Source organism: Nisaea sp., assembly GCF_017640745.1.
Lineage (GTDB): Bacteria > Pseudomonadota > Alphaproteobacteria > Thalassobaculales > Thalassobaculaceae > Nisaea.
The window spans coordinates 132,746-145,454 of the sequence record NZ_JAEPQA010000002.1; the positions used below are offsets into that span (position 1 = coordinate 132,746).

10 protein-coding genes are annotated in these 12,709 nt (G+C 64.9%); 4 read left to right on the forward strand and 6 right to left on the reverse strand.

What is annotated here, in order from left to right; all coding sequences use genetic code 11:
- Positions 1 to 2: 2 nt before the first annotated feature.
- From hisS to JJ959_RS02535, 5 genes are all read right to left on the reverse strand, one after another.
- Entirely contained in the window at positions 3 to 1,247 is a 1,245-nt protein-coding gene (gene hisS, locus JJ959_RS02515) for a histidine--tRNA ligase (protein WP_292879689.1), read from the reverse strand.
- A 122-nt stretch (positions 1,248 to 1,369) separates the two neighbouring features.
- Entirely contained in the window at positions 1,370 to 2,512 is a 1,143-nt protein-coding gene (gene ispG, locus JJ959_RS02520; protein WP_292879690.1) for a flavodoxin-dependent (E)-4-hydroxy-3-methylbut-2-enyl-diphosphate synthase, read from the reverse strand.
- A gap of 115 nt (positions 2,513 to 2,627) precedes the next feature.
- Positions 2,628 to 4,103 carry a RodZ domain-containing protein gene (locus JJ959_RS02525; protein ID WP_292879818.1) on the reverse strand — a complete coding sequence of 492 codons (1,476 nt, stop codon included), beginning with the start codon at positions 4,101 to 4,103 and terminating at the stop codon, positions 2,628 to 2,630.
- 174 nt (positions 4,104 to 4,277) lie between these two features.
- Positions 4,278 to 6,548 (reverse strand): phosphoenolpyruvate--protein phosphotransferase, encoded by a 2,271-nt coding sequence (gene ptsP, locus JJ959_RS02530; protein ID WP_292879691.1) that lies wholly within the window; start codon positions 6,546 to 6,548, stop codon positions 4,278 to 4,280.
- A gap of 4 nt (positions 6,549 to 6,552) precedes the next feature.
- The gene (locus JJ959_RS02535; RefSeq protein ID WP_292879692.1) at positions 6,553 to 7,782 is read right to left on the reverse strand and encodes an aspartate kinase; all 1,230 of its coding nucleotides are present in this window, start codon (positions 7,780 to 7,782) and stop codon (positions 6,553 to 6,555) included.
- Between the two features lie 138 nt (positions 7,783 to 7,920).
- On the opposite strand from JJ959_RS02535, the gene ubiG reads away from it, so the two are divergent.
- On the forward strand, positions 7,921 to 8,685 hold the full coding sequence (gene ubiG / locus JJ959_RS02540) for a bifunctional 2-polyprenyl-6-hydroxyphenol methylase/3-demethylubiquinol 3-O-methyltransferase UbiG (RefSeq protein ID WP_292879693.1): 765 nt from the start codon (positions 7,921 to 7,923) through the stop codon (positions 8,683 to 8,685).
- On the opposite strand, the gene JJ959_RS02545 is transcribed toward ubiG, so the two are convergent.
- Entirely contained in the window at positions 8,682 to 9,134 is a 453-nt protein-coding gene (locus JJ959_RS02545; RefSeq protein ID WP_292879694.1) for a DUF1178 family protein, read from the reverse strand. The two genes, ubiG and JJ959_RS02545, sit on opposite strands and share 4 nt — an antisense overlap.
- Before the next feature lie 101 nt (positions 9,135 to 9,235).
- On the opposite strand from JJ959_RS02545, the gene JJ959_RS02550 reads away from it, so the two are divergent.
- From JJ959_RS02550 to JJ959_RS02560, 3 genes are all read left to right on the forward strand, one after another.
- The gene (locus tag JJ959_RS02550; RefSeq protein WP_292879695.1) at positions 9,236 to 11,374 is read left to right on the forward strand and encodes an aminotransferase; all 2,139 of its coding nucleotides are present in this window, start codon (positions 9,236 to 9,238) and stop codon (positions 11,372 to 11,374) included.
- Positions 11,371 to 11,931, forward strand: a complete 561-nt coding sequence (locus JJ959_RS02555; RefSeq protein WP_292879696.1) for a class I SAM-dependent methyltransferase — start codon at positions 11,371 to 11,373, stop codon at positions 11,929 to 11,931. Before JJ959_RS02550 ends, JJ959_RS02555 begins: the two co-directional genes overlap by 4 nt.
- Positions 11,932 to 12,255: 324 nt before the next feature.
- Positions 12,256 to 12,678, forward strand: a complete 423-nt coding sequence (locus tag JJ959_RS02560; protein ID WP_292879697.1) for a hypothetical protein — start codon at positions 12,256 to 12,258, stop codon at positions 12,676 to 12,678.
- Positions 12,679 to 12,709: the final 31 nt, after the last annotated feature.

A 12,709-nucleotide genomic window follows, 5' to 3' on the forward strand; every position in this document is an offset into this window, starting at 1 on the left:
CGCTAGACCTCGGCTTTGAGATGGTCCCCGATCTTGCCCAGCGCGATTTCGGTCTGGGTGCCTGAATCCAGGTCCCGGACGGTCGCGACGCCGTTTTCGAGTTCCGTCTCGCCGAGAATGACGGCGTGGCTGGCACCGAGTTTGTTGGCCCGCTTCATGCGTTTTCCAAGATTGCCCGAATAACCCATTTCGACAGCTATGCCGGCCTTGCGCAAGTCATGGCTGAGCTTGATCGCCGCGATGGCGGCTTCTTCGCCGACCGGGATCACCGCGACCGGGCGTGCGGGGGCTGCCGGTGCCTCGATCATCATCGCGATGCGCTCGATGCCCGCCGCCCAGCCGACGCCGGGGGTGGACGGGCCGCCCATCATCTCGACCAGACCGTCATAGCGCCCGCCGGCCATTACCGTGCCCTGCGCGCCGAGGCGGTCGGTCACGAACTCGTAGGCGGTGTGGCAATAGTAGTCGAGGCCGCGCACGAGCCGGTCGTTCTGCCGGTAGGGTACGCCGACGGCCTCGAGACCGGCCTTTACCGTACCGTAGAAGTCCTGGCTTGCCGCGTTCAGATAATCGCCGAAGGAGGGAGCGTTGGCGACGATCGCCCGATCGCCCTCGTCCTTGCTGTCGAGGATGCGCAGCGGGTTCACCTCGAGGCGGCGCAGGCTGTCCTCGGAGAGGCCGTCCTTGTGGCCGATCAGGTAGTCGACCAGCGCCGTACGGTAGGCCTCGCGGCTCTCGGTGTCGCCGAGCGTGTTCAGCTCAAGCACGACGCCGTCGAAAATCCCGAGCGCGTCGAGAATGTCGGCGCCGACAGTGATGACCTCGATATCGGCCTGCGGTGCCGGGACACCGAGCAGCTCCACGCCGATCTGGTGGAACTGGCGCTGGCGGCCCTTCTGCGGACGCTCGTAGCGGAACATCGGGCCCTGGTAGAACAGCTTCAGCGGCAGGTCCTGGGTCAGGCCGCCGGAGATCAGGGCGCGGGCTACGCCGGCGGTTCCCTCCGGGCGCAGGGTAATGGTCTCGCCGCCGCGGTCGGTGAAGCTGTACATCTCCTTCGAGACCACGTCCGAGGTCTCGCCGAGCGTGCGGGCGAAGACTTCGGTGAATTCGAAGATCGGCGTCTGGATCTCGCTGAAACCGTACCGGGCCGCGGTCGCGAGCGCGGTTTCCACAACATGGCGATGCCGCCGCGCGTCCTCGCCGAGCAGGTCGTGGGTGCCGCGAACGGGTTGCAGTTTCGCCATTGGTCCGGTCCTTTCAAACGCACCCGCGGCGAGATGCGCGCGGGCGGCTCGGTTTATGCCGCGAAATCGGCTCGGATTCAAACGGATGAGATGATTTCAGGCCCTGAATCCGCTTTCCCGGATCAGGAGGCTGCCGGAGAGACCGCGACGGCGGCCTGTTCGGCGGCCAGTTCCTTCTCGATCTCCGCCGCCTTCTCTTCGACCAGCGAGACCAGATGATCGACGATGCTCTCGTCTTTCAGGCGGTGGTGCGGCAGGCCGGCGATATAGACCTGGTGCGTGCCCTTGCCCCCGCCGGTGAAGCCGATATCGGTCTCTCGGGCCTCGCCCGGACCGTTCACCACGCAGCCGATCACCGAGAGGGTCATCGGCGTGGTGATGTGGGAGAGCCGCTGCTCGAGAACCTCGACGGTCTTGATGACGTCGAACTGCTGGCGGGCGCAGGACGGACAGGAAATCACGTTCACGCCGCGGTGGCGCAGGTTCAGCGACTTCAGGATGTCGAAGCCGACCTTCACCTCGTCCACGGGATCGGAGGAGAGGGAAACGCGGATCGTGTCGCCGATCCCGCTCCACAGCAGCATGCCCATGCCGATCGAGCTTTTCACCGAGCCGATGCGGAACCCGCCGGCTTCGGTGATGCCGAGATGCAGCGGGTAGTCGCAGGCGTCCGCGAGGCCCTGATAGGCGGCGACGGCAAGGAATACGTCGGAGGCCTTCACGCTGATCTTGGTCTCGAAGAAATCGTTGTCCTCGAGGATCTTCAGGTGGTCGAGCGCGCTTTCGACCATCGCCTCGGGGCAGGGCTCGCCGTATTTCTCCAGCAGGTGCTTCTCGAGGCTCCCGGCATTGACGCCGACGCGGATCGAGCAGCCGTGATCCTTGGCCGCCTTCACCACCTCGCGCACCCGGTCGGCGCTGCCGATATTGCCCGGATTGATGCGCAGGCAGGCGGCGCCCGCCTCGGCGGCCTCGATGGCCCGTTTGTAGTGGAAATGGATGTCGGCCACGATCGGCACCGGGCTCGCCTTGACGATCTCCGGCATCGCGGCGGTCGAGGCCTCGTCCGGGCAGGAGACGCGCACGATGTCGGCCCCGGCGTCGGCGCAGGCCTGGATCTGCGCGATCGTCGCCTTGGCGTCGGCGGTCAGTGTGTTCGTCATGGTCTGCACGGTGATCGGGGCATCGCCGCCGACCAGCACGTTTCCGACGCGGATCTGACGGGACTTGCGCCGGTGGATGTCGCGGTAGGGCCGCACGCTCATGGGATGTTCCGCTCGCTTTCTCAGGCTAACTGCGAGATGGCGTTCGGGGTCTTATAAAGCAAGCAGGCGCCGCGGGTAAACGGCGCCTTCATGACGTTTGCACCGTGATGCGGGATCAGTCGGCCGCGGTAAAGGTCAGCAGACTCTCGTCGAGCGGGATATTGCGGGCGATTTTCCCGAACGGGCCGAGGCTGGGAGCTTCGGCACCGTTGATGGAAATCTTCAGCGCGCCCGCATTGCCGGTGAACAGTTTGAGCCCGCTGCGCACCGGGACCTCATAGGCCTCGCCCTTGCGCAGGATGCGCGTCAGGAGCGGCGTTGCGTCTTCGCCGCGCACCTGCACCCAGCTGTCGTCCGTCGCGCTGATGACGATACGCGGACCCTCGTTCGATGCGGCCGGCGCCGGAGCCGGCTTGGAATCGATGGCGGCAGCCTCGGCATCAACGGCGGACTGCGACGTGCTGCGTGAAACATCCGGGACGGCAGGAATATCGGTTGCGGCTGCTACCGGCCCCGGGGCCGCCGCCGGAACGCTGGCGACCTCGGTCGGCGCACTCGCGGCCGGTGCCGCCGTCGGGGCCGTTTGCTCGGTCACGGTCGTGGTCGCGGTCGCTGCCGGGATCGGCGCGGTGACCGGTTCGCTCTCTGCCTTCGCAATCTCTGTTGCCGCGGGTTCCGTCGCCGCGGGCGCGGCCGAGGGAGTCTCCGTCTCGCTATCGGCCACCGAGGGTTCGAGCGTGTCGGATGTGTCTGTCCGGACCGGCGCGTTCGCGGTGGCGATTTCGGCCCGGGTCTCGGTCTCAGTCGCTTCCGTCGCGGACGGCGTCTCAGCTGCAGGCTCGGTCGCAACGGCAAGCTGTTGCGGCTGCGATGCCGGCGCTTCGGCGCTCGTCGTGTCAGGCTGCGCTGCGGTTGCCGCCGGGGCCTGAGCCGTCGTGGCAGCGGATGCCGCGCTCTCGGGCTCGGCAGTCTTGATTGCCGGTTCCTCGAGCAGAAAAGCGAGACGGTCCGGAATGCCCGGCGTCAGGTCGGAGACCGCCGTGTCCGTGGTTGAGAAATAGTACCAGCCGCCGTAGCTGAGCGCGGCGAGCAGGACGCCGACGAACATCAGCGCGCCGCCCGGAACCTTGCCTTCCGGAGCGGGAGAGGGGAAGGAGAGCTGCGTCGGTTCCTGCAGCTTCTTCGCTTCCGCCTTGAAATCGGCGATCAGCTTTTCGGCGTCGAGGCCGACCAGCTGGCTGTAGCTCCGCACATAGCCGATGGCATATGTGAGACCGGGCAGATTGTCGAAATCGCCCGTCTCCAGTGCCTGGAGGTAGCTGCGCTGGATGCGCAATTGCTGGGCGACGTCCTGCAGCGAGAGATCTCTCTCCGTACGGCCGCGTTGCAGCAGCATTCCAACCGTGGAACCGGATCCACCTTCGGATTTCGGTTCAGCAGCAGAGCTCAAGGTCTTGATTTTCTTGCCTTCGGCAACAATCGGCTTCGAGGCGACAAGTCTCGGCGCCGTCGGCTCGGGCGTGACGTTCACGGCTTTTGACTTATCGGCATCTTCGATGTGCCGGAGTCTTAACTTCGCCTTTGTGCTCATCTCATCCACGACCTAATTGCCCGCGAATATTTCATCCGCCCGACCACGCTATTTCTGGAGCGACTACTGAGTAAAACTCGCAGAGGCACCACGGAGTAACCAGGCTCTAAGTGCCAAGTTAGATTAAATTGTCTAATGAATCAACGTTCTATTCGAATTTTTCGAACTTAAGACTCAGGCGGGTATCTGATGATCCCGCGAAAACGCCTTGAGATGTTCCACAAGACGGCCTTCTCGTGATTTCAATAAATTAGACATAAATGTTTGCAGATCGGTGTAATTGATTGCTCTTACAGTCTCTTTTACCGGGCCGATAGAGGCCGAGGCCATGGAAAGACGGCGATAGCCTATACCGATCAGCGCCAGCGCCCCGATCCGCGACCCCGCCATCTCTCCACAGAGAGTCAATGGCTTATCCATTTCATTGCAGGCATCGGCGATCTGTTTCAAGAGTCTCAGGAAAGGCACGGAAACCGGATCGTAGCGATGCGTGACTCGCTGGTCTCCTCGGTCTGCCGCGAAGAAGAACTGCTGCAGGTCATTGCTTCCGACAGAAAGAAAATCGACCCGCTTCAAGATCTCGGGAAGTTGCCAGGCAAGCGACGGCACTTCGAGCATGCTTCCGAGGCGCAGGTTTCGCGGCAAGGGGTCTCCGTGGCGGACGGCGCGTTCGAGTTCGCGGTCGAGGATCGCCCGCGCGGCATCGAATTCCGCGACCGTGGAGACCATCGGAAACATCAGATCGACGGGCGCGCCGGCTGCGGCGCGGAAGATCGCGCGCAGCTGGTTTCTCAGCAGGCTCGGATGGTCGACCGAGATCCGGAGCGAACGCCAGCCGAGCGCCGGGTTGTCGCCCGGATCGTGGTCGAAGGCCTGGATATGCTTGTCTCCGCCGGCATCCAGAGTCCGGAAAGTGACCGGACGTCCGTTCGCCGCTTCCAGCACCCGCCGGTAGACGTCCGTCTGCTGCTCGACATCGGGAATGTCGCGCCGGACCATGAACGGGATCTCGGTGCGGTAGAGGCCGATGCCGGCGGCGCCCGTCGCGTCGAGCTGCTGCAGGTCGAACATCAGTCCGACATTGAGCAGAAGGGTGACGTCCACGCCGTCGAGGGTGCGCGCCGGCAGGTCGCGCAGGGCCTGATAGCGGGCCTTGGTTTCCGCGCGGGCCTTCAGGCCGGCATGGAAATATTCCTGCACGTCCTCGGTCGGCCGCAGCAGGACCTGATTGTTGTCTGCGTCGACGATCAGGCGGTCGCCCGGATTGACCTCGCTCAGCAGGCCGGGAATGTTTCCGAGAACCGGAATGTCGAGGGCGCGGGCCACGATCGCCACATGCGCGGTCGCGGAGCCTTCCTCAAGCACGAGGCCCGTCAGGTTGTGACGGTCATATTCCAGGAGTTCTGCCGGTCCCATGGAGCGGGCGACGACGACATAGGGCTGATCCTCGGCGATCGCCGCCGCGTCGCCGTTCTCCTCCTCGCCGGCAAGTCTCGAGAGCAGGCGGTTGGCGAGATCGTCGAAATCGGCGAGCCGCTCGCGGAGATAGGGGTTCTGCACCGAGCCGAGCCGCGCCCGCATGTCCGCGCGGGCGCGCTGCACGGCGGCCTCGGCGGTCAGGCCGTTGTCGATGGCGTCGTTCATCCGCGTCAGCCAGCCGCGGTCATGCGCGATCATTCGGAAGGTTTCGAGCACGTCTCGGTGTTCGCCGACCTCGGCTAGGTCCGGTGCCGCAAGCAGGGTATCGATGCGGTCGCGGACTTCCCGCATGGCGGTCTCGAGCCGCTCCTTCTCGACCGCCGGGTTGTCTGCGACGACGCGGCGGATGGCCGTGCTCTGCTGATGGAAGTAGGCGACGCCGATCCCGATGCCGGGCGCGACGGTCTGGCCGGCGAGTCTGAGCGGCGTGTCGTGCTTCGGCGCCTGATCGCCGAACACGCCGTTTGCGAGCAGTTCGGCCAGCACCATGGCGAAGGTCTCGAGGGTCTCGATCTCTTCGTCGGAATATTGCCGCCGGGAGCGGTTCTGCACCACGAGCACGCCGAGGACCCGGTCGGCGCGCATCACGGGCACGCCGGCGAGCGACTGGTAGATTTCCTCGCCGGTTTCCGGCCGGTAGGCGAATTTCGGGTGCGACTGCGCGTCGGAGAGGGCGATGGACTGGGCGCGCGCGGCGATGTCGCCGACGAGGCCCTCGCCGAAATGCATCAGGGTACGGTGGACCGCGTCCTTGTTGAGGCCCTCGGTGGCACAGAGTTCGAGCAGGTTGTCGGAGCGGCGGACATAGATCGAGCAGACCTCCGCCGCCATGTCGGCGGCGATGATCGAGGTGATGCTGTCGAGGCGGTCCTGCGGCGCACGTGCCTCCGCCATCACGTCGCGCAGGCGGCGCAACATGGAGCGGGAGTTGCGGCCGAAGCCGTTATGCTCGACCGCCGCCGTCATGGGGTCAGCTTGCCGGCGGCCCGTCGAGGCCGTAGGCGGTGTGCAGGGCACGGACCGCGAGTTCGGTATATTCGGCGGCGATCAGGACGCTGACCTTGATCTCCGAGGTCGAGATCACCTGGATATTGATCCCCTTGTCGGAGAGCGTCCGGAACATGGTCTTCGCGACGCCCGGCTGCGAGCGCATGCCGACACCGACGACGGAAACCTTCGCCACGTTCGGGTCCGCGTTGATCTCGCGGAAGCCGAGTTCGTCGCGCAGCTTCTCCAGCACCTGCTTGGCGCGCTCGAGGTCGGTCTTGCCGATGGTGAAGGTCATGTCCGTGGTGTTGCCGTCCTCGGTCACGTTCTGGACGATCATGTCCACGTTGACCGCCGCGTCGGCGAGGCTGCCGAAGATGGAGGCGGCGACGCCCGGACGGTCCGGCACGTGGCGCACGGTGACTTTTGCCTCTTCGGGGCTATAGGCGATGCCGCTGACGACATTCTGTTCCACGATCTCATCCTCATCACAGATCAGGGTGCCCGGAGCGTCGACGAAGCTCGACAGCACCTGCAGCCTGACATTGTTCCGCATGGCAAGAGCCACGGAACGCGTCTCCAGTACCTTGGCCCCCTGCGAGGCCAGTTCCAACATTTCCTCGTAGGTGATCTTTTCGATCTTCCGGGCCGAGGGCACGATCCGCGGGTTGGTCGTATAGACACCGTCCACGTCCGTGTAGATGTCGCAGCGGTCCGCGTTCAGCGCCGCCGCGAGAGCGACCGCCGTGGTGTCGGAGCCGCCGCGGCCCAACGTGGTGATCCGGTTGTCCGGGCCGATGCCTTGGAAACCGGCCAGCACGGCGACCTGACCCTGCTCGAAGCGCTTGATGATCTCTGCGGTCTCGATGCTCTCGATCCGCGCCTTGCTGTGCACGCCGTCGGTCTTGAACGGCAGCTGCCAGCCGAGCCAGGAGCGGGCGTTGATGCCGAGATTCTGCAGCGCCATCGCGAGAAGCCCGCTGGTCACCTGCTCGCCTGTGGCGACGATGGTGTCGTATTCCCGCGCGTCATGCAGCACGCTCATCTCGCGTGCATAGGCGACAAGCTGGTTGGTGACACCGGCCATGGCGGAAACGACGACAGCGACCTCGTGGCCCGCGTCGACTTCCTTCTTTACCCGGAGCGCTACATTTCTGATGCGCTCAATATCGGCGACCGACGTGCCGCCGAACTTTTGCACGATACGCGCCATTTCGTTCCGCTTTTCAGGAGTGTACCCCAATGCCCAATACCGGAACGCGAACATTCCTAACGGCCCCGGGCGAGGCTATACATACCGATACGCCGCATCCCGGGCAAGCGCGGGTTCCGGCACGGCATCGGAGCACCCATGATTGAAAAGAATATGGCCAGGAGCACGATCGATCCCGAGGACGTCCGGCGTTTCTCGGCGGTGGCGGACGAATGGTGGGACATGCGCGGGCCATTCGCGCCGCTGCACAAGTTCACGCCGGTTCGCCTCGAACTGATCCGCGAGTGGATGGGCGATCACTTTGCCCTGGATGACAAGGCCACGGCACCCTTCGCGGGTCTGAGGATGCTGGATATCGGCTGCGGCGGCGGTTTGCTGTCGGAGCCGCTGACCAGGCTGGGGGCCGCGATGACCGGAATCGACGCGGAGGAAAAAACCATCCGCACCGCGGCGGTGCACGCGGCCGGGGGCGGGCTCGAGATCGATTACCGGGTTTCGCTCGCGGAGACGCTGGCGGAGGAAATGCCGGAGGCTTTCGATGCGGTCGTCGCCTCGGAAGTGATCGAGCATGTCGCCGACCCGGCGTTGTTCGCCGCCTCGCTGGCACGGCTGGTGCGGCCGGGAGGCGCGGTCTTCGTCACCACCCTGAACAGGACCGGCAAGTCGCTGCTCTTCGGGAAGTTCGCGGCCGAGTATCTGTTGCGCTGGGTCCCGCCGGGGACCCACGACTGGCGGCAATTCCTGACCCCGGATGAACTGCGCGGTCTGCTGGCCGAGGCAGGGCTCAAAGTTGTGGAACAGACGGGCATCCGCTTCGACCCGCTGGCCGACAGCTTCTCGCGGTCTTCCGACCTTGCGATCAATTACGCGATCTTTGCGGTGAAACCGTCAGCGACCGCCTAGGCGTCGCCCTTCGGGATCCAGGGGATCGGCGCAAACTCGATCCCTTCCTCGCGCAGGGCCTGCGCCTCGGCGGGAGTGGTCTCGCCGTAGATGCCGTGCGGATCCTTTTCTCCGTAATGGATCTTGCGGGCCTCTTCGGCGAATTCCTTGCCTACATAGTCGAACTTGCTCTCGACCTCGGCCCGGAGCGCAATCAGCTTTTCGCGCATGGCGGCCATTTCCGGCGTCATCTGGCTGACGGCAGGAACGGATTGGCCGCCGGCTTTCGGGTCGGCCTTTTTTTTCGAGCTTGCGACGTTCGGTGCCATCAGGGCTTTGGAAACGGAGGCCGAGCCGCAAGTCGGGCAGCTCAGCAGGCCCGCTTCCGCCTGCTTGTCGAAGGCGGCGCTGTTCGGAAACCAAGCGTCGAAGCTGTGATCGGTATCGCAACGCAGTCGATATTTGATCATCCAACAGATCCAGTCATGTCCTGTCAGTATGAAATAGCATGTGGTCGAAATAGTGTAATAATTGCTAATTAGCCAGTGTGTCGTTGCGCGGGGGACACATTATGAGCGAGACGGACGGCAGAACGCTGGGGCAACGCGACGCCGCGCATCATCTGCATCCCTTCACCGACAATCGGGAACTGGAAGCCTCCGGCGGCGCCACCGTGATCGAGCGCGGCGAGGGCTGCTATCTCTGGGACGATCAGGGGCACCGCTATCTCGACGCGCTCGCCGGTCTCTGGTGCGTCAATGTCGGCTACGGTCGCAAGGAACTCGCCGACGTGGCAGCCCGGCAGATGGAGCGGCTGGCCTACTACAACACCTTCTTCAACACCACGACCGGGCCGACGGCGAAGCTGGCGGAGACCCTTGCGGCGCTGATGCCGGGGCATCTCAATACCGTGCTCTTTGCCAATTCGGGTTCCGAGGTCTGCGACAGCGCGATCCGGCTCGCCCGCTTCTACTGGCAGAAGGTCGGCAAGCCTCGGAAGCGGATCGTGATCGGTCGGGAGGAGGGCTATCACGGTTCGACGCTGGCGGCGCTGAGTGCCGGCGGCATCGGCGCGATGCATGCCCAAGGCGGAACCGGCCTGCCGGATTTCGCCCATATCGAGGCGCCCTACCGCTTTCTGCACGGCCACGACATGCCGGAAGCGGCCTTCGCCGCGCAGGCGGCGCAGGCGCTTGAGAAAAAGATCGGGGAACTTGGCGCGGAGAATGTCGCGCTGTTCATCTGCGAACCGATACAGGGCGCAGGCGGCCTGATCTTTCCGCCGGAAGGGTATCTCGCCGAAGTGCAGCGGATTTGCCAGAAGCATGACGTGCTGTTCGCGCTCGACGAGGTGATCAGCGCCTTCGGCCGGCGCGGCGCCAGGTCGGCCGCCGAGCTGTTCGGTCTGAGCCCGGATTTCGTGACCCTGGCCAAGGGGCTTTCGTCCGGTTACCAGCCGATCTCTGCCCTGATGGTCTCGGATCCGATCGCGGAGGTCCTGCGGGACGCGGAGGGCGGTCTCGCACACGGCTTTACATATTCGGGCCATCCCGTCGCGGCGGCGGTCGCACTGGAGAATCTCGCAATCCTGAAACGCGAGCGGCTGGTCGAGCGGGTGCGGGACGATATCGGCCCCTATTTCTGCTCCGCGCTTGCCCGGCTCGCGGAGCATCCGCTGGTCGGCGAGGTGCGCGGGCTCGGGCTGCTGGGGGCGGTGGAGCTGATTCAGGACAAGGCGCGGCATCAGTTCTTCGATCCGCCGGGCGTTGTCGCCGCAGTGTGTCGCGAGAACCTCAAGGCGCGCGGCATCATCGTGCGGGCCGTCCGGGATACGCTGCTGATCGCGCCGCCCTTCGTCGTCACGAGAGAACAGGTCGACGACATCGTCGACACGCTGGAGGCGGCGCTGGAGGACATCCGGCACGAGCTCGGCATTATAGCCGAGGACCAGAAACTGGCCGAAGCGGTGCATGAGGCGGACAAGCCGCTTGCCGGACGGGTCGCGCTGGTGACCGGAGCCTCGCGCGGGATCGGCGCCGAGGTCGCAAGGACCTTCGCGCGGGCGGGAGCGACCGTCGTGACCGTTGCCAGGGATGCTGAAGCGCTGGAGGCACGGAGGGCGGAGATCGAATCCGAAGGCGGCCGGGCGGTTCCGGTGGCCGTGGATCTGTCGCGGTCTGACGGCACGGCGGAAGCGGCTCTCATGGCCGAGATCGAGCGGCAGGGCGGGCAGCTCGATATTCTGGTTCTGAATGCGGCGCTGCTTGGTGAGCTGGAACCTCTTGCGGCTCTCAACTCAAAAGTCTGGGACGAGGTGATCGCCGTCAATCTGACGGCGCCGTTCCGGCTTCTGCGGCTGTTGCACCCGTTCCTCGCCTTCTCGGATGCGGGACGCTGCATTTTCGTTACCTCCGGTGCGGCGCGCGGAGCGCATGCGGACTGGAGTGCCTACGCGGCAAGCAAGGCCGGGCTCGAGGCGATGATGCGGGCCTATGCCGCCGAGAACCGGAAATTCGGGCTCAAGATCAATGCGGTCGATCCGGGCGCGATGCCGACCGGAATGCGCGCCTCTGCCTTTCCCGACGAAGATCCCCGCTCCGTCACGCCGGTCGAGGCAGCCGGCCCGGTCTTTCTCCGCCTTGCCGTCCCGGAATGCAGTTACTCCGGCGCGATCGTTCCTGTCGTCGCATCCGCAGAGGCTGCACAATGAGCTCGGTCAGTACCGCCGCAGGCCCGATGGCCAAGCCGTCCGAATGGGTCGTGCGCTTTGCCGAACGGGTTCCGCTGGAGGCGGAAGTTCTCGATGTGGCGTGCGGCGCCGGCCGGCACGGTCGCTATTTCCGGGCACGCGGGAATCCGGTCGTCCTTCTGGATCAGGATATTTCGCGCGTCGCCGACATGGCGGCGGATGCGCGTGTCGAACTCGTCGCCTCGGACCTTGAGGCCGGGAGGCCGTGGCCGCTGAAAAGCCGGACCTTCGGCTGCGTGGTCGTCACCAACTATCTCTACCGACCGGCGATGCGCGACATCATCGCGGCGGTCGCACCCGGCGGGATCCTCATTTACGAGACCTTCGCGCTGGGGAACGAGGCCTACGGGCGGCCCTCGAATCCGGACTTTCTGCTGCACCGGGAGGAGCTGCTGATCCTCTGCCGACCGGAGCTGCGGGTGGTGGCGTTCGAGGACGTGACGGTGAGCACGCCGCGTCCCGCCTGTATCCAGAGGATCGCCGCCGTCAGGGACGCGGCCGAACGCCCGGCCTTCTGACGCAGGCGCCTTCGACCGGCCTGCCGGCCCGATATCCATAATTGAAAAACATTTTCGGACCGGAAGTCACATTGCAGTCGGGTTCCTTGTCACATACGATCTGGTGCTGCGTCTCAAGGGATGCAGCCGGATCCGCGGCTCTGCAATTGTCATCAAGACAGTCTGTCCGTGGAACGAAAACGAATCGGGGAGCTGGCAAAAGACGGCCTGGAGTAGCGAAAAATCGTCTTCGACCGTCCATAGCCACGGCGCATGGCAACGCCGAAGGAGGGGCTCATGATCTTGGATTTCAGGCCAGAACGGCGTGCAGGATCTATTGAACGGGTGGACTCGGTTTTGCGGGGATTGAGAGCCTACTGGGAGTTCTCGCGTACCGACGCATCGCTGCCGCTATCGGAGAATCTTTTTCTGTCGGATCTGGTCGACGAGATGCCGCACGTGGTTCTCGCCTATCAGGACAGGCAACGCTTTCAGGTTGAATTTGCGGGTGAGGCGGCGGCCGATCTGCTCGGCGGAAACCCGATCGGCGCAACGACGGCTCCGAAAGGCGGTCTCCCGCCGGCCGTGGCCCGTTGCATCCGGCGGTCCGCGGAGGATCGCGAGCCGGTACTTTCGACAGCGGCAGGAATCCGCATCATCTGTCTGCCCTTCGGCGGGGCGGGTGGTGAGGTCGAGCTTGTCCTCGCCGGCCTCGCCGAAGTGACTGTCCTTCAGAACAGCGGAACGGTCGTCTCTCTCATGCGCTGACGCCGGGGCGGGGCCCCGGATATCAGGCGCG

What these genes read in the sequence shown, in the direction of transcription:
- hisS (WP_292879689.1), bottom strand. Translation starts at nt 1,247, where the DNA reads ATGGCGAAACTGCAACCCGTTCGCGGCACCCACGACCTGCTCGGCGAG.
- ispG (WP_292879690.1), bottom strand. Translation starts at nt 2,512, where the DNA reads ATGAGCGTGCGGCCCTACCGCGACATCCACCGGCGCAAGTCCCGTCAG.
- JJ959_RS02525 (WP_292879818.1), bottom strand. Translation starts at nt 4,103, where the DNA reads ATGAGCACAAAGGCGAAGTTAAGACTCCGGCACATCGAAGATGCCGAT.
- ptsP (WP_292879691.1), bottom strand. Translation starts at nt 6,548, where the DNA reads ATGACGGCGGCGGTCGAGCATAACGGCTTCGGCCGCAACTCCCGCTCC.
- JJ959_RS02535 (WP_292879692.1), bottom strand. Translation starts at nt 7,782, where the DNA reads ATGGCGCGTATCGTGCAAAAGTTCGGCGGCACGTCGGTCGCCGATATT.
- ubiG (WP_292879693.1), top strand. Translation starts at nt 7,921, where the DNA reads ATGATTGAAAAGAATATGGCCAGGAGCACGATCGATCCCGAGGACGTC.
- JJ959_RS02545 (WP_292879694.1), bottom strand. Translation starts at nt 9,134, where the DNA reads ATGATCAAATATCGACTGCGTTGCGATACCGATCACAGCTTCGACGCT.
- JJ959_RS02550 (WP_292879695.1), top strand. Translation starts at nt 9,236, where the DNA reads ATGAGCGAGACGGACGGCAGAACGCTGGGGCAACGCGACGCCGCGCAT.
- JJ959_RS02555 (WP_292879696.1), top strand. Translation starts at nt 11,371, where the DNA reads ATGAGCTCGGTCAGTACCGCCGCAGGCCCGATGGCCAAGCCGTCCGAA.